Source organism: Flavobacterium saccharophilum, from assembly GCF_900142735.1.
Classification (GTDB): domain Bacteria; phylum Bacteroidota; class Bacteroidia; order Flavobacteriales; family Flavobacteriaceae; genus Flavobacterium; species Flavobacterium saccharophilum.
Window position 1 is genome coordinate 359,324 of the sequence record NZ_FRBY01000003.1, and the last position, 17,214, is coordinate 376,537.

Annotated in this window: 11 protein-coding genes and 1 pseudogene; 6 read left to right on the forward strand and 6 right to left on the reverse strand. The window is 32.2% G+C overall.

What is annotated here, in order from left to right:
- Positions 1-23: 23 nt before the first annotated feature.
- Positions 24-1,802: an AMP-dependent synthetase/ligase gene (locus BUA98_RS11560; RefSeq protein ID WP_072972662.1), complete on the forward strand. Its 1,779-nt coding sequence runs from the start codon at positions 24-26 to the stop codon at positions 1,800-1,802.
- 53 nt (positions 1,803-1,855) lie between these two features.
- Here BUA98_RS11560 and BUA98_RS11565 read toward each other — a convergent pair whose 3' ends face one another.
- Together BUA98_RS11565 and BUA98_RS11570 are read right to left on the reverse strand one after the other, a co-directional pair.
- A complete protein-coding gene (locus BUA98_RS11565) occupies positions 1,856-2,401 on the reverse strand; it encodes a 3'-5' exonuclease (RefSeq protein WP_086065261.1) in 546 nt (181 codons plus the stop codon).
- Positions 2,402-2,435: 34 nt separating this feature from the next.
- On the reverse strand, positions 2,436-2,912 hold the full coding sequence (locus tag BUA98_RS11570) for a hypothetical protein (protein WP_072972664.1): 477 nt from the start codon (positions 2,910-2,912) through the stop codon (positions 2,436-2,438).
- Positions 2,913-3,961: 1,049 nt separating this feature from the next.
- On the opposite strand from BUA98_RS11570, the gene BUA98_RS11580 reads away from it, so the two are divergent.
- Together BUA98_RS11580 and BUA98_RS22520 are read left to right on the forward strand one after the other, a co-directional pair.
- Positions 3,962-4,837: a chloride channel protein gene (locus BUA98_RS11580; protein ID WP_159433463.1), complete on the forward strand. Its 876-nt coding sequence runs from the start codon at positions 3,962-3,964 to the stop codon at positions 4,835-4,837.
- A 17-nt stretch (positions 4,838-4,854) separates the two neighbouring features.
- A pseudogene (locus BUA98_RS22520) lies at positions 4,855-4,962 on the forward strand (transcriptional regulator); the annotation flags it as partial.
- Between the two features lie 82 nt (positions 4,963-5,044).
- Here the strand turns inward: BUA98_RS22520 and BUA98_RS11590 are convergent.
- From BUA98_RS11590 to BUA98_RS11605, 4 genes are all read right to left on the reverse strand, one after another.
- Positions 5,045-8,779 carry a leucine-rich repeat domain-containing protein gene (locus BUA98_RS11590; protein ID WP_072972667.1) on the reverse strand — a complete coding sequence of 1,245 codons (3,735 nt, stop codon included), beginning with the start codon at positions 8,777-8,779 and terminating at the stop codon, positions 5,045-5,047.
- A 138-nt stretch (positions 8,780-8,917) separates the two neighbouring features.
- The gene (locus tag BUA98_RS11595) at positions 8,918-9,763 is read right to left on the reverse strand and encodes a hypothetical protein (protein ID WP_072972668.1); all 846 of its coding nucleotides are present in this window, start codon (positions 9,761-9,763) and stop codon (positions 8,918-8,920) included.
- A gap of 248 nt (positions 9,764-10,011) precedes the next feature.
- Entirely contained in the window at positions 10,012-11,433 is a 1,422-nt protein-coding gene (locus BUA98_RS11600; protein WP_072972669.1) for an RtcB family protein, read from the reverse strand.
- Positions 11,434-12,069: 636 nt separating this feature from the next.
- Positions 12,070-13,587 (reverse strand): TROVE domain-containing protein, encoded by a 1,518-nt coding sequence (locus BUA98_RS11605; protein ID WP_072972670.1) that lies wholly within the window; start codon positions 13,585-13,587, stop codon positions 12,070-12,072.
- 486 nt (positions 13,588-14,073) lie between these two features.
- Here BUA98_RS11605 and BUA98_RS11610 point away from each other — a divergent pair, with 486 nt between their 5' ends.
- From BUA98_RS11610 to BUA98_RS11620, 3 genes are all read left to right on the forward strand, one after another.
- Positions 14,074-14,688: an HD domain-containing protein gene (locus tag BUA98_RS11610; protein WP_072972671.1), complete on the forward strand. Its 615-nt coding sequence runs from the start codon at positions 14,074-14,076 to the stop codon at positions 14,686-14,688.
- A 744-nt stretch (positions 14,689-15,432) separates the two neighbouring features.
- On the forward strand, positions 15,433-16,464 hold the full coding sequence (locus BUA98_RS11615) for a helix-turn-helix transcriptional regulator (protein WP_072972672.1): 1,032 nt from the start codon (positions 15,433-15,435) through the stop codon (positions 16,462-16,464).
- A 227-nt stretch (positions 16,465-16,691) separates the two neighbouring features.
- A complete protein-coding gene (locus BUA98_RS11620) occupies positions 16,692-17,150 on the forward strand; it encodes a MarR family winged helix-turn-helix transcriptional regulator (protein ID WP_056193743.1) in 459 nt (152 codons plus the stop codon).
- Positions 17,151-17,214: the final 64 nt, after the last annotated feature.

Genomic DNA, 17,214 nt, shown 5'->3' on the forward strand with positions numbered 1-17,214 from the left:
CGATAAAATTCAACATATTAAACATGGTTTCAATCACACGCCTTTTTGATTTTCCCTATTATCAACAAGAAACTTACAACCTTCCGGTTGCTTTAGCAACTAAAAAAAACGGAGTCTGGGAAAAAACATCTAGCGAAGAATATATTGCAAAAGCCAATGCTGTTTCGAGAGCATTGTTGCGCATGGGCGTTCAGAAAGATGATAAAATCGCTTTAATCACCTCAAATAACCGCACAGAATGGAATATCATGGATATTGGTATTCTACAGACTGGTGCTCAGAATGTTCCAATTTATCCAACTATTTCTGAAGAAGATTACGAATATATATTGAACCATAGCGGTAGTATTTACTGCTTTGTATCTGATGATGAAGTACTTCAAAAAGTAAGACTTATTCAGGCCAATGTTCCAACTTTAAAAGAAGTGTATTCTTTTAATGAAATTCCGGGTTGTAAACACTGGAGTGATTTATTGGCACTTGGTGAAGACCAAAGTAATCAAAACGAAGTTGAAGCCAGAAAAGACAGTATTCAAACTGACGATTTAGCAACCATTATTTATACTTCAGGAACAACAGGAAGACCAAAAGGGGTTATGCTTTCGCACAAAAACATTGTTTCAAATGTTTTAGACAGCGCGCCAAGAATTCCGTTTGATCCGGGAAAAAGCACTGCGTTGAGCTTCTTGCCTATCTGCCATATTTTTGAAAGAATGATTTTGTACATCTATCAATATTATGGTGTTTCGGTATATTTTGGAGAATCAATTGATAAAATCAGTGATAACTTAAAAGAAGTTCGTCCTACTGTAATTACAGCTGTACCAAGACTTTTAGAGAAAGTTTACGATAAAATTTATGCAAAAGGGTCTGAATTAACCGGTATCAAGAAAAAACTTTTTTTCTGGGCTATTGATTTAGGTTTAAAATACGAACCATACGGAGCCAATGGCGCCTGGTATGAATTTCAATTAAAAATTGCCCGCAAATTGATTTTCAGCAAATGGAAAGAAGGTTTGGGAGGAAATTTAGATTTAATGGTTTCCGGAAGTGCTGCTTTACAGCCACGTTTAACAAGAGTTTTTGCTGCTGCAGAAATTCCGGTTATGGAAGGTTACGGTTTATCTGAAACATCTCCGGTAATTGCCGTAAACGATCAAAGAAATAAAGGATTTAAAATTGGAACTGTTGGAAAAGTAATTCGCAACGTAGAAGTGAAAATTGCTGCTGACGGAGAAATTCTTTGTAAAGGACCAAACGTAATGTTAGGGTATTATAAAGATCCTGAAAAAACCGCTGAAGCGATGCAAGACGGTTATTTCCATACTGGAGATATTGGTGAAATTGACAGCGAAGGTTTCCTGAAAATTACAGATCGTAAGAAAGAAATGTTCAAGACTTCAGGCGGAAAATATATTGCACCTCAGCTGATCGAAAATGCCATGAAACAATCGCGTTTCATCGAGCAGATTATGGTTATTGGAGATGGTGAAAAAATGCCGGCTGCTTTTATTCAGCCTAACTTTGAATTTGTAAAAGAATGGGCAAAGCTTCATAAAATAACTTTAGGAAGCACAAATGCCGAAATAAGCGCTAATCCGGAAGTGATTAAACGTATTGACGGAGAAGTTGAAACAATTAATGAGAAGTTCGGAAACTGGGAAAAAATCAAGCGTTTTGAGTTAACTCCTGATGTTTGGTCTATCGACGGCGGACAGCTTACTCCTACGCTGAAATTAAAACGTAAAATCGTTAAAGAAATTTACAAAGATCTTTACGCTAAAATCTATGGTCACGAATAACATTCCAAAATAATTAACCAAGAAAAAGGCTGTTCTCCCAAGAACAGCCTTTTTTAATTGCGCAAACACCAATTTAAGATCTTCGCGATATTCTTTGCATCATCAATTCCCCTGTGGTGTATTCCTTCCAGCGGAATATCCAATAAATGCAAAGCGCCATTCATTCCGTTTGGTTTTTGCAGACCGAATTTTTCTCCAAACCAGACTTTTACATTAATATGTTCGTCGGCCATTGGATACTGGATTCCGAATGATTTACACTGTTTTCTAAGCATATTGAGATCGTACTTACCGTAACTTGCCCAAGTATATAAATCCGGATGATATTCGTCAACTAATTTCTCAATTGCTTCCTCAAAACTGATTCCGTTTTTATCCAGTAAATCCTGAGTGATCGTTGTTAATTCCGTACAAAACGGACTCACACTGGAACGTTGCGGTTTGATCAAAATACCTTGATTTTGGGTTATCTCACCCGTTTCTGAATCTAAAACCGCCAATCCGATTTCGATAATTTCATTTTCCTGCCCCTGTGGGACCGCACTTTGCCAACAGGTGGCTTCTAAATCGATAATAATAATTTTATCTGTCATTTTCATTTTTTTTAATTTTTACTATTCTATAATTCTATTTCTAAAAAAGGGCAATCATTTGACGAAAATTTCTTTCGATTGCTTTATAACGTTTCCGCCATTTGAAAATGCTTATGACTTTTTTCTCGCTATTTTCAATTTGTTTACCTTCTTCAGTTCTGTACTTGTCGTGAAACTTTTTAAAAGGACGCGGTTCAAAATCAACCAAAATTGCCGCCATATTGATTGCATCAATATTTACTGGGTCTGTTTCGCCTTTAAAGAAGGTTTCAATAGGTCTGAACTTATCTTTTTGCTCCTTAAACTTATTTTTTTTGGTATGATCAAAATCTAAAGAAAATAAATTTCTAAAAACATTTAAGTCATCCTGCGTTGGGTTATTCTCGAAAATAAGCCAGCAAAAATCACGTAGTTTTCCACGAGAAGGACTTTCCAAATAATCGAAGTGTTTTCCTTTTTTTTCGATTTCGTATTGAATCTTAATCGCTTTTTTGTATTCTTTTAATATTGTACTCATTGTATATTTTTTTATTTATTATTTTTTTTTGCCACCAAGGCACTACGACACAAAGGAATAAACTTTGCTGCTTTGCGACTTTGCGTGAGATTGACACAGTACATGCTGGCAAGCAATTTTCGCGCAAAGACGCAAAGTCGCTAAGGAAATAAGCTTTGTGCCTTTGTGCCTTCGTGGCAAGTGGCAAAACATACGGGCATAAAAAAAGCACCCGATAAAAGGTGCTTCATAACAGATACGATAATACAAATTATCCTATGCCTATAGTGATGCACCGATATGTTAATCCATTCCAGACCCGAAATGGCGTCTAAAGATTTGGCTTTACTGCTGTTAGTTTTAAAATTCATTTTATATGTATTATATATTAAAATCATTGTGTTGTTTAAATCTTTTGTTCTGATTTGTCTGGCAAAGATAAAGTCGAAAAAATCAATTATCCAAATATTTTTTAACATCATTTTGCTGATTATCAATTATTTATACCCAAAATTAAAGCAAAGAAATTCCTGTCCGCATGCTAGTGCAGAACTCTTTTTTATCAATTCACTGTTTCTCAATCAGATTACTTTCCAAGTTATAATTCGCTATTTTGTTTACTCATAAAACATTTGGTCAATTTATTTTTTAATCGTTTTTAGTTATATATTATTTTTCTTTCATTTTCTTTTCGTACTTATTGAAGCCGATTCCGAAGTCCCGGACACAAACCTGCCTTAAAACAAAAAAAGCGTCCCAATGAGGACGCTTTATCTATTTATTTTTGAGTTTGAAACTACAATACATTTCTAATTCATTAAATACATATGACATCCTGAATCATTAGCCGGAGAAAATCCCGCTAAACGATCGCTAACTTTTATGGCTGACAGGTTCATATGAATGTTTTTTATTTTTAATTCTTAGACAAATATAAATCATTTTTCGATTTAATATAACTTTTCCTCCTATAAATGTTAAAATTAACACAAAAAAATTACTGTTGATTTCAACATATTTTCATTTTGAAAGCTACTTTTCATTATTTTTATCTCGCTTTAATGAAACCTATGAAAGAATATATTGACAGTATTGTTTGGTCTGAAGTTTGGGAATTTTCGAAACAATTTATTTTACCCAATATTGGTTGGTTTATATTCTGGTTTGTTTTATTTGTTATTCTGGGGCTTATTCTTGGAATCGTTTTCAACGTCTTTTTGTACGGGAAAAACATTTTCAGTCGTGACCGGAAATATTACAATTGGATTGCCAAACTCTGGATTCCGTATTTTATGATTGTTTTCCTTTATTTCTTTGCTATGATTGGCCTTTTGTATGGAGGAAAATCTGTTTTGAAATCAGAAAACAAAAACATAACCGCCAATATTTATTCGAAAACAATCGGAACAACTTTTTCATCTGAAAAGGAGAAAAAAGATTTTCTGCATTCGCTTCAATTGCTTTCTAATTCTTCAGAAGATGTCAGCAAATCTTTGACCCAGGCATTGGCCCTTTATATCAAACAAAACAATAGCGGTTTACAAACTGTAGATAATTTCAAGAATTCGTCGACATCGTATTTGCTTCAAAAATACGAGTCGGAAGTGTACAGCGCTTGCGTGTATGGTTTTATGAAAGTCGTTGACGACAAAGCCGACATGAAAAACGTAAAAGATATTGATTACGCTAAATTCAAAACGCTTTTACAAAAACTAGATCAAATAGAACCGCAAAGAATCGAAAACTCCATACAATCTGAAATAGGACGCAAATTACAATCCGGACTGGATCTTATTTTTAATGAAATCCTGAAACATGAATTGCTTTTTTTCTTGTTGTTTTTGCTTATTCCTTTTGTAGAGTATTTTATTTATTTGAGGTTTGTGAAAAGGAAGGATGATGATTTTAGTGGGTTGAAGCCTGTTGAGAATGTGATTGCTTCTTAATTTCGATTGTCGTTTTCAATTGCACATTCAATCCTCTTGATAAAGTTGTGGAACTTTATGAACGTTTGGTTTTGGCTGAAAAAGAAAAGGTTGAGTATTTAGAGAAATTGTTGAAAGGGAAATAATATTCTTATATGGGATTTATATACAAAATGCGCAAAAGTGATTTTGCGCATTTTTTGTTTTTTATTGGATGATTCTTTAATACTATTTAAATAATTTTTCTCTAAACTCTTTAATTATTGCTGTCCAAAATGCTGCTCTTTCTATTTTTGATACTTCCTTAATATCTCCGTCTAAATATAATTTTTTATCCAAAGAAATATTAGTTCCTCTCAGACTAGCATGATGCTTCCCTAATTTACTTGTTTCCCAGTCACATGGTTTTATAATAATAGGAATTATTTTTTTTCCTAATTCTTCCGCTTTATCAACCTCAAAATCTCTAATATATTTAGTATTTAATAAATCAACACTTACCAAGGCAACCATGTAATCACATTCTGCTAGTTTACGTTGAATAACCTCATGAGAGTCATCGCCTAAATCTATTTCATCACAATTAAATGGATCTATTAAATTTTCATCTTTTAATGTAATAAGATGTTTTACAAATTCTCGTTTGTAATCATCATCAAATTTAGAATAACTAATAAATATTTTTTTCATTTTTTCAGTATTTTTATTACTTGTAAAATTCTTAAATAAGCCAGTACTTTTTTCAACAACTAAATTCTTATTAAGTCTTCTAATTTCAATCTCTTTATCATTTTGTACTTCTTTTTTTATTGATAAACCAAAAGAGATTATTTTACTAAACGTTTTATCTTCATTTTGTAAATCTTTATGTTTTACAAAAAATTTATTGTCTGTTGAAATATATAAATCATCTGGGCTAACAAGTGGATAATTGTTAGCCTCAATAGCATTACTTACTGATGCATCTTGGACTAAATTTTCAACTTTAATATCTTCATGAGAAATACTAACTTCCAGCTCACCTCCAATTAAATTTTCAATATTAATATCCTCAATTTTTATATTGTCTCTTTTTAGATCATTTCGTTTACCCTCAAAAGGTATTTTGTCCCAATATAAATTTAAAATATCTCTAAATATTTCTTGTTCCAATTTATTTAATCGACTATTACTCTTTTTTGATTTTATTGAAACTGATATTTCTAAATTATTAAAATCAAGTTTAATTAATATTTTACAATTATCCTTTGTAAATAAAAGCTGATCTCTCCAATAATATTTTTTATGCATATTTTTCCCATAATGACATATTAACTGATTAATTAATCCAAATGGAATAAAATATTCAAATTTCATTATAAAATTTGGCTCAATAAAATCAAAAGTCAGTAGCTCATATATTCTATCATCTTCTTCTGTCAGACATAAATAACCTGGTATGATATATTGATCATCAAATTCATCAAAAAATATAACTTTCTGGTTTATTAATAATTTAACTATTCTTTCATCAGCAAATCCATCTAAGACACTTCTTTCAACAATACCTTTCTTTTCTATGATATTATCTTTAGACAATATACTATCATGAATGTATTGAATTGTTTTTGAAGGATCAAGCCAAACAATATCCTTCAAATCAATATCATCTTTGTAATATAGAACTAAACCTGTTTGAGCCAATTCCCTTAAAACTTCTGGTAATAACAAATTCTCTTTATCGCTATCCCTTTTATATTCATTTGCCAATTCAGACAATAAAATATAATTTGGAGTACTTGTTCTTAAAATATAATTTAAAAACTCCTTAAACCAGATTGGCTCCCTTTTTTCAATTTGTTTTTGGTTAATTAGCTCATTTAAAGTCTCCTCTAAATAACGTAACCCAATATTATGGGTAACAGAATTTTCAATTGAAAATTGATTAAGAGCTATAAAGAACTCATTTTTAATATTAAAAATTTCACAATCACCTTTGTAAGCAAGACGTTTATGATTTTCTTTATCAGCATGGGTTTGTACTAATAAAATTGGCTCGTTTTTTTCTAATTTTAAAACATCTATATTTTTTTTTCCTCTGTCGTATTGAAATTTTAACTGATTCAACCAATAATCTCGATTATAGTCTCTTGTTAATTGTAAATTTCTATCCCTTCTAATTTGATTCTTATCGTAATTTTCATTCCATAAAAGAATATTAATTGAATCATTACTTAAAAAGGCTTTATACAAACCATGGTAGTAATCTTGTCCTCCAAAATCATAAAAAACTGCTTTTGGTATTGCATTTTTTCTAAGGTGTTTGGGTAATGTTTCAATTTGTACAATATGAGTGCTGTGAAGATTATTTTTTATTATTCTTGGTTCCTTATTTTGTAAAATATAATCTAATAAGGTAGATTTTCCACTTTCTGTATTTCCTAAAAATAGAACCTTAGCTGGTAACCTATACAATTTTTTTGACTCGTTAATTTTTTTTAAAGCATTCAAAATTGTATCATAATGATTGCTTTTTTCTTCTAAACGTATCCCATTAATTTTAAAACAAGGATTATAAGAGGTTTTTATGTTTAATGAAGGTAAATTATAAATAAACTCGAACTGCTCAATTTCTGAAATTTGATTACTTTCTATTTCTAAAATTTTTAAAGAGTTAAGTTCTTTAAGTACCGAAATATCTTTAATATCATTACCGCTTAGATATAACGAATTGATTTCAATTAGATCTTTTAACGCATCTATATTTGAAATATTATTATAATTCAAGTATAGGGTAACAATACTTTTCATTTTTTTTAAAAATGAAATGTCTACAATATTATTACTACCCAGAAATAAGGTTTTGATATTTAGTTTTTCAAGAAAAGAGTAATCTAAAATTATAACATTGCTTAAGAATAATCTGTTAATTTTTTTTAAATTCTTAATGATAGAAAAATCAGATATTTTTTTGTTATTGCTCAAATCTAAAAAAGAAATTTCTTTTAATCCTTTAAGAATATTAATATCCGAAATGTTTTCATTTCTGGACAAATTTAAATCTGTAAGATTTATAAGATTTTCTAATGTTGAGATTTTCGAAATTTTGTTATTACTTAAATCTAAATTAGAGATTTTTAGCAGATTTTTTAGAGAAGATAAATCTTCTATATTATTATTCTCTAATTGTAAAAGTTCTAAATTAATCAAATTTTCAAGATGCGTTATATCAGAAATTCGATTGCCTTGCAGAAATAAATTTTTTAATTTTAATAAATTTTGCAAAGAAGATATATTAGAAATTTCGTTTTTATTTAGATATAAACTTGTTAATTCTTTTAGTCCTTCTAAGTGTGAAATATCAGTAATCTCATTATTGGATAGATCTAAAAAACTTAATTCTTTTAAATCTTCAAGTACAAAAATATTAGAAATATTATTATTATTTAGATGCAAAGATTTCAATCCAATTAAATTATCTAAAAAAGAAAGATTGTGAATTATATTATAATTTAATTTTAGATCTATCAACTCTGTTAATTCACAAAGAAACTCGAGTTCTGAAATTTGATTTTCACTTAAATTTAAATTATTCAGGTATATTAAATTAGCAAGACAAGAAGCATCATAGATAGAATTACCATTTAGTATTAAAGTTCTTAAATTTGTTAATCCTCCCAAACAATAAATATCAGAAATTTGATTACCACTTAAATTAAGACTTTCTAAATTTTGTAAATTTTGAACGCATGAAATATCTAAAATTTGATTATAACTTAAGTTGAGAGATAATAAAAAAGGGAAATTATCTAAAAAAGATATATTCGAAATTTTATTATGAACTAAATTCAAGGAGACAATTTTACCATCTACATCAAGTAAAAAGTAATTTTTATTTCTGAAGCTTGAATTAGAATATTCAGAAATTACAATATTAAGTTGCTTTTCTAGACTTATAATTTCATTAGGTTTATTTTTCTTCATATTTGTAATTTAATCATTGCCATTTTTCTTTCATGAATTCTTCAAAAGTAATTAAACAAAAAGCCTTTAACGTCAGTAAAAACACCTGATTTAAAGAACATAAATAAATTCTTTCACAAACTTAGTTTCTTCCCTTCTCTAAATGAGTTCATCAAAAGAAGTTCCTTTTTTTCCAACCAAAAAATCCGAACACAATCGTTGTTTAAATCGATCGATAGGTTTCAAATCGACATTGGTATCTCCGTTGAGAATATCAAAAGGATCGTCTAAACCGCTAATTAATAAATACAAATAGCAAAACAAAAACGTAATCGCAGAAGTTACCAAATAATCGGCTGAAGGGCTTTTGAATTTGGTTATCAGTAAAAGCGACATTACGATAAACAAAATACTTTGCAGCAAGGTATAAGCCGGTTTGATGAAGTTGTTTCTCGAAATCGAATAGGCACGGGTAAGCTGTTTTCGCATCGCATTCGTATTTTCCTGTATGCCTTTTATAGCTTCTTTATCGACACCTCTTTCAGCAAAATAATAGGCTATCTCATTCGATTTTCGAATTAAGGGAAAAATAACCGTAGAATCTTTTCCGTGGGAATAAATCCATGCAATAATACCATCGGTAATGGCAATCATTTGATCGCGTAAAAAAGTGCTGTCTAATTCTTCCTTGCACAAATCAGAAGTTCCTGTTCTTGGCGCCTTGAAAGCCAGATAAATCCAGTCTTTGATCGCTTCGAGATTAGAGGCCACTTCGCCCGGGATTTTTTCACTTTCTTTAAAATCGGTCATGGTTGCGGCCAATAATAATCCAAATACAAAAAAGGCTCCGGTAAAAATAATCGTGATATCGGATAATTCTATCAAATCGTGAAAATCCTGTCCGTAAAGGGAAAGTTTTTTGAACACAAAATTTTTAATTACTAATATGGCTAATGCGGCAATAAAGGACTTTAGGATTATGGTTCGCTGCTGTATAAATTTCATTCAGTTTTTTTTCGGCAAATTAAAGTATTTTAATGCCACGAAGGCACTAAGGCGCAAAGTTTTCTTTATGCCACGAAGACACTAAGTTTTCTTTCTGCCACGAAGACACTAAGACACAAAGTTTTTTAAGCGATGTTTGTCTTTTCTGACATAAAATGAGGAAAGTCTATTTTCTTGCTTCTTACTTCTTGCTTCTTACTTCTTGTTTCTTGCCTCTTGCTTCTTGCTTCTTGCTTCTTGCCTCTTTTTTAGTCCTCTCTACTCCCGTCATCAGCCATTCTGACCATTTTTGGGGTAAACTTTGCTACAACATCTACTAAATCCTGTTGTGCTTCCATAACCTGATTGATGTCTTTATAGGCCATTGGCGCTTCGTCTAAACCTGCACCAATAAGCGTTACGCCGTGGTCTTTTAGGATGGACTGCATTTCGGTTTTAGTAATATTTTTAATCGCCTGAGTTCTGCTCATTTGTCTTCCCGCTCCGTGTGACGCCGAATTGATCGCGTTCTCCTCGCCTTTTCCTCTCACTAAAAACCCCGGTGCGGTCATACTTCCCGGAATGATTCCCATAACGCCTTTTCCGGCTGGGGTTGCCCCTTTTCTGTGCACAATTACTTCTTCTCCATTCCAGGTTTCTTTCCAGGCGAAATTATGATGGTTTTCTACTTTGGCTAAAATCGTTGCTCCTAACGCTTTCTCCATTTTGTTATGGATAATTTCATGACAAGCCGAAGCGTAATCTCCCGCCAGATTCATCGCCATCCAATATTCCTGACCCAATTGCGAATTCATATCCAAATACGCTAAGTTTTTTGCTACTTCCGGAAGTTTACAAACCTCTTTGGCCATTTTGGTATAATGTCCGGCAATAGTTGCGCCCATTCCACGCGAACCCGAATGCGTTAACAAAGCGACATATTTCCCTTTTGGGATATTTAAAACAGCATCATCTTTGGCAAATTCCATGATTCCGAATTCCACAAAGTGATTTCCTCCACCAGAAGAGCCCAATTGCGACCAGGCTTTATCTTTCAAATTCTTCACAAACGGATTCATATTGAAAGCGTTATTTTCTAAAATCGCGTGATCTGATTTGTATTGTCCCTGAAAACCATGACCTGCACCAAACTTAGAATGTGCCACTAATTCTCTTTTGAATTTGGCTTCGTTTTCAAAGTAAAAATCTTCCGGAATATCGTAAACCGACAACGCCATTCTACAACCAATATCAACTCCAACTCCATACGGAATAATCGCATTTTTGGTAGCTAAAACGCCGCCAATAGGCAATCCATAACCCTGATGCGCATCTGGCATTAAAGCTCCGGCAACCGTAACCGGCAATTTCATGGCCACTTCCATTTGTTTTCTGGCTCCATCTTCGATATGTTCTAATCCGTAAGCCGAATATGTGTTTGGATTTTGATTTAAAGTGATGAAATCTTCTGGTTTTTCATTTGCTTTTTCGATTAAGGCAATAGCAAGTTTGCTAAAAATAGCATCGTCTGTATAATTTTCTGGTGTTTCCAAAACGCTTTTGAAATTGGTTATCATTTCATCGCGTTTTAACCCGTGTCTTTTACTGTTTATTTTTAATGCGATTCCGATTATTTTTCCTTCCGGGAATCCTAATTCCATTAATTCAAATCCGTTGATTTGTGTACTCATTATTTCTTTTTTTTGATAGTTTTTTATTTAATAATTTTAAAAGAGGTAATGTTTAGGAATGGTTTAATTTTCTTTGGAATGAAGGAACCATTTCCTGACGACACTCTTTTTTTTTAAGAGCAATATTTTATAAGTAACCTTTAGGATTCGAACCTAATTAAATCTACCAACGAAGTAATACTTATATACGGCATCTTATAAATTTGAAAAAGTGATAATTGGCCAGAGTATTTTGAATCCTTTACGAAGTAGCTCTGACACACGACATTTTTCAGTTTTAAAAAGAAGTAAAAAGCAATAAGAGAAACGGGGCTTGTCTTGCCAGAGTCGAACTGGATAGCCTTGCTGATTTTACAACTTCGCTATTCCTCCCCAAATTTGAGACGAAGTAACCCTTATTTACGACATTCTTTTTTTATTTTAAAACAAGACAATATTCAAAAAGATATATTTTCTGCTCTAACCACTGAGCTACAATTCTATCTTTGATAATAAAATTGATGGGAATTGAACCCACGACACGAAGGAGCTCTTTTTTACGGTACTTGTTTTTTTTACTTTTAATTTTCAATGAACTTTTCTATTGCAAAGATTCAAATACTACTGCGCAATTATTTTGCGCAGTAGATTCTTTTTTTACAATTCTATTCTGTTAATGTAATTCAAAGCGCTGTTTTTATCATCTAAAGCATTCAATACATCAAACACTTTATCAGACCAGCCTGCTATCAAATAAACATCGTTTTTCTCGACATTTATTGGTACCTGACCGTAACCAGCCAAATCAAATAAATACAATTTTGCATTTGGAGCGATCTTTTTGTATCGGTTCCAGGAATTGGCAAAACTATCTTTGGTGTAAGCATTGTTCCACATTTGAACATCGGTAAACAACATTACTTTATCAACGATTTCTTTTCGGCTTATCAAATCTTCTAAAACCAAATAACCATTTGTTGCGTAACCTACTTCACCTTCTCGCTTGTAATATTCGTTTACATTTGCTAATATCGCTCGCTTTGGCATATTGATTATTTTCCATCGGTCACCAAACATACCGCTTACCACATTTTTACAACGATTTTGCATCAACATACCCAACATCAAACCGATATCGTAAAGCATGACTTTACTTTTTGGTGAGATATTCTTTTGCATCGAACCCGAAACGTCGCAAGCAATTACAACAGCTGTGTTGATATCAAAACCTTTTATATTTTGTGCGCTCATCATAACGGCATCTTCCAAAGCATCTAAAAGCATTGTAGTATATTTATAATTCAAGGCTTTCAATTCGCGATAAGCAGCCAAAAATCGGAATGGCAATTGTTTTGAATTCAAAACGGCTTTTTCATTTGAAAGATAATCACTCACTTTTGCGATATGAAAACCAGAAACATTCGCTTCTAATATGTTTCGCAAATTACGCAACAAAGCCATATAGCCTATTTTGTTACTATCGATCAATTCTTCCCATTTTTGGGTGAATGCTTTTTGTTTTTCTGCTTCGTTAAAAAACTTCACCTGACCTAATTGTGACAATTCAGTTTCCCAGGTATAAGGCGTTTCTAAAGTGTTATTCGCTATCTTATTGAACAATATTTGCTGCGCTTCGTCTTTTGCTTTTGGATGCACCAAAAACAAAGCATCTTTCAATTTTACCACACCATCACGGTTGTATTTTGCAAATTGATATTCATCGAATTTGTTGAAAGAAGTTGCCAAACCTTTTTGTATTTGCTTAGACAAACGATTCAATTTTTTGATATCGTTTCGCTCGTTTGCCATTTGGTAATAGGCCAATAATTCTGTTATTTCATCAGCACGTTGTATAACTTTCACAATCATTTTACTGATTAAGGAATCGCCTGAATATATTTTGGCCAATTCTACGATTAAAACTAATGGAACTGAGCGCATGTGCATTTCATTTCGTGCATAAATCGCCAACTTAGCTACAAAAACCGGATCGCATTTATTGATCAAATCTTTTATTCGATCTAAACGTGCAGTATCTTTTTCATAAAATGAAGCATTTAAACTTGTTGTTACAACTGCTGCATACAATTCATATTCTGATGTTAATGAAAAAGCCGGTGCCTTTTCGTAATTAACTATATTGTTTTTCTCTTTTGCTAAAAAATTGAATTTCATAATTTCTGGTTTTTAAAATTAAACAATCAATGTTGTTTCGTTTTGACATTACAAAGATTTCAATAGTACTACGCAATTATTTTGCGCAGTAAAAAAAGAATTCTATATTTGAGTAAATATTGATTTAGCGAAATCGCATAAGTCTCATAATGACGGCACATTTATAGTTTTTATTTTAAATTTTACAAACCAATAAAGTCCCAGAGGGACAAAATATTTATAGTTATTTTTCTAGAAACATTTCAAGAACCCCAGCGGGGTGACATATATTGATTAAACATAAAGCCGAAGTGTCGCTCTGTTGGAGCGTTTGATCCTCTTATGATAAATTGCTATAAATATTACGCTCCGCTGGAGCTCAATGCCCAACAATCTGAATTAGCTATAAATATATCGCTCCGATGGAGCTATCTCAATTCGAAATATAATTCTCTATAGATATCACTCTCATTTAGCGTGTTACATCAGACTTAAATATAAAACAATATGAATTTGCAGAAAATCTATTTTGAATTACTCTCGAATATTGGCTTTTCAGCAAATGAAATTCAGAAAAACTGGCTTGATTTAGAAAAGGCTTATTCCAAAAAATCAAGACATTATCATAATCTGACGCATATACAAGATATGATTGCGTGTTATGAAAAGTATTTTGATCAGCTTCAATTTCCGAATGAAGTTATGTATTCGATCTTTTATCATGATGTTATTTATTCGGCTTCTAAAAAAGACAACGAACTAAAAAGCGCTGAATATGCGGTTAAGATTCTTCCGAAAGAAACTACTTTGAATTCGGCATTGGTTTTTGATATGATTTGTGCCACGCAATTGCATCAGCATAATAAAATAGAAGATATTAACTGGCTGATTGATTTTGATTTGAAGATTCTTGCGAGAGATTGGGACAATTATAAAATCTATTTTGAACAGATTAGAAAAGAATACCGCATTTATCCTGATTTCCTCTACAAACCCGGAAGAGCAAAAGCGTTGAAACATTTTCTGGAGAATGAATTTATTTTTCAGACGGGTGAATTCAGGAAATTATATGAAGAGAAGGCACGGGTTAATATTGAAAAAGAAATAAAGCTATTAATTTAAGGTTGGGATTGTTTTAATCTCGCAATCCCGATAGCTATCGGGAGCGAAGTCGCAAAGTTTTTGTTTCACGCAGATTTTGCAGATTTAAGCAGATTTAAATAGATTTTTTAATCAATTGAATCCTTTAATCTGTGGCTATAAAAAATTTGACGCAAAATTTTTCTCTCGCAGATTTTGCAGATTTTGCGGATTTTTTTGAATTTAATTAAAGGCTCCAGAGGAGCAATATGTTTATAGCTTAATATTGAATTGTTGAATCAAAGCTCCAGCGGAGCGATATTTAGGCTGTAAATACATTACAAAATATGTCACCCCGATGGGGTTTATGAAAACGTGTTTTATTATTTCTATAAATATGTTGTCCCGCTGGTTTCTATAAACATGCCGTCCCGCTGGGACTTAAATATTGTGACGGTAAATAATATTGTAATAACATAAACGCCATTATGAAACGAGACGCGTGAGGGATAGAGGCGATATCCTTTTGTGAAGTGGAACGGAACAAAAGATAAAGCCGAAAGCCCGGTTCGCCGCGGCGAAACACGCCCAAAAACTGAAAATAATTATACGTAATTGAAATACTGGAAATTTGAATCGCTTAAAGACGCAAAGTCGCAAAGTTTTTATAGCCACAGATTAAAGGATTAAAATGATTTAAAAAATCTGCAAAATCTGCTTAAATCTGCAAAATCTGCGTGAAACAAAACTTTGAGCCTTAGCGCCTTCGCGGCAAAACATAAAACTATGTCACAAAACAAAAATGCCTTAATACGCTACAAAACGATTGATAAATGTCTGCAGAATAAATACCGGCAATGGACTTTGGAAGACTTGATCGAATGCTGTTCTGAAGCTTTGTTTGAATATGAAGGTCGGGAAAACCCGATCAGTAAACGAACGATTCAGATGGATATTCAGTTGATGCGCAGTGAAAAACTGGGTTATAATGCACCGATTGTCGTTTATGATAAAAAGTATTATAAATATGAGGACGACGAATTTTCGATAACGGATATTCCGCTGACGGAAACGGATATGAATGTTTTGACCGAAACGGTTTCGATGCTGAAACAGTTTAAGGATTTCTCTTTGTTTAGCGATGTATCGGATATTTTACAGCGTTTGGAGGATAAAATCTATGCGGAGAAATCGCATACGAAACCGGTTATTTATCTGGACAAAAATGAGAATTTGAAAGGGCTTCATTTTTTAGACGAGATCTATCAGGCGATTATCAAAAAGGTCGCTATTGTGATTACGTATAAATCTTTTAAATCGAGAGAAGAAACCAAATTCCATTTCCATCCTTTTATATTGAAGGAATTTAATAACCGCTGGTTTTTGGTTGGAAAGACAAAAAGTTCACAACCGATTACCAATTTGGCTTTGGACCGAATTATCGCCATCGACTACGATTTTAACCTTCCTTATATAGAAGAAGATTTTGATGCCGATTTGTTTTATAAAAATGTAATTGGCGTTACGGTTAATCAGGGTTTACAGCCACGAAGAATCGAGCTTTGGATTGATGCAGTAAATGCGCCTTATGTTTTGACAAAACCACTGCATTCGTCACAACGATTGATTAAAGAAAATGAAGACGGAAGTATCATTGTGCACTTGTTTATTTTACCCAATTATGAAATGGAACGCATCTTATTGGGTTTTGGCGACGGAATCGAAATTCTTCGTCCAGAAAACTTACGAAAGCGAATGCAAAAAATACTGCAAAAGGCACTTTCCAGATACGAATTGGATAATAATTCTGCATTATAAACATCAATTTTTACATTATACGGAATTTAACCTCGTTTTAAAGTCATAAAACAATTTTTACCGCAATAAATTTGTTAAAATCTAAAAAAAGAATAGTATATTTCAAATTAAAAATAACCATAAAACACTGAAAACCAGAACAAAAAATTTATTAACCAAAAATTTATCTTAAAATAATATGCATGCATAGTATTTTTTGATTATATTTGAAATCGATATAGTTACCTATGAAAGACAAAACAATAGATTATATTTTGAGAGCGACATGGCAGGCTGTTTCAAGAATGTATAATGAAGAAGCTGCAAAGTACGATGCCACTATGGCCACCGGGTTTGCTCTTTTGAGTATCGACAAGGAAGAAGGAACACCTTCGACAGCGTTGGGGCCAAGAATGGGAATGGAAGCCACGAGCCTGACCAGAACATTAAAATCAATGGAAGACAAAGGTTTGATTGTTCGCAAAAAAAATCCATCTGACGGACGCGGTGTTTTGATTTACCTGACCGAATTTGGAAAAGAAAAAAGAGATTTATCTAAGAATACCGTTCTGAAATTTAATGAAACGGTTAGAAAACATGTATCAGACGAAAAGCTGAAACATTTTATTGAAGTTTCTGAAATTATCAACGAGTTGATTCAGGACAAAAACATATTTACCCAAACAGAAAACAAAGAAAAGGAATAAGCAGTATTCGTAAATGGAGACGGCTTATTTCGATTTAAAATACAAAAAACAAATAGTAACAAAT

Excerpts from the sequence above, each read along its gene's own strand:
- BUA98_RS11560 (WP_072972662.1), top strand. The coding sequence starts at position 24 with ATGGTTTCAATCACACGCCTTTTTGATTTTCCCTATTATCAACAAGAA.
- BUA98_RS11565 (WP_086065261.1), bottom strand. The coding sequence starts at position 2,401 with ATGAAAATGACAGATAAAATTATTATTATCGATTTAGAAGCCACCTGT.
- BUA98_RS11570 (WP_072972664.1), bottom strand. The coding sequence starts at position 2,912 with ATGAGTACAATATTAAAAGAATACAAAAAAGCGATTAAGATTCAATAC.
- BUA98_RS11580 (WP_159433463.1), top strand. The coding sequence starts at position 3,962 with ATGAAAGAATATATTGACAGTATTGTTTGGTCTGAAGTTTGGGAATTT.
- BUA98_RS11590 (WP_072972667.1), bottom strand. The coding sequence starts at position 8,779 with ATGAAGAAAAATAAACCTAATGAAATTATAAGTCTAGAAAAGCAACTT.
- BUA98_RS11595 (WP_072972668.1), bottom strand. The coding sequence starts at position 9,763 with ATGAAATTTATACAGCAGCGAACCATAATCCTAAAGTCCTTTATTGCC.
- BUA98_RS11600 (WP_072972669.1), bottom strand. The coding sequence starts at position 11,433 with ATGAGTACACAAATCAACGGATTTGAATTAATGGAATTAGGATTCCCG.
- BUA98_RS11605 (WP_072972670.1), bottom strand. The coding sequence starts at position 13,587 with ATGAAATTCAATTTTTTAGCAAAAGAGAAAAACAATATAGTTAATTAC.
- BUA98_RS11610 (WP_072972671.1), top strand. The coding sequence starts at position 14,074 with ATGAATTTGCAGAAAATCTATTTTGAATTACTCTCGAATATTGGCTTT.
- BUA98_RS11615 (WP_072972672.1), top strand. The coding sequence starts at position 15,433 with ATGTCACAAAACAAAAATGCCTTAATACGCTACAAAACGATTGATAAA.
- BUA98_RS11620 (WP_056193743.1), top strand. The coding sequence starts at position 16,692 with ATGAAAGACAAAACAATAGATTATATTTTGAGAGCGACATGGCAGGCT.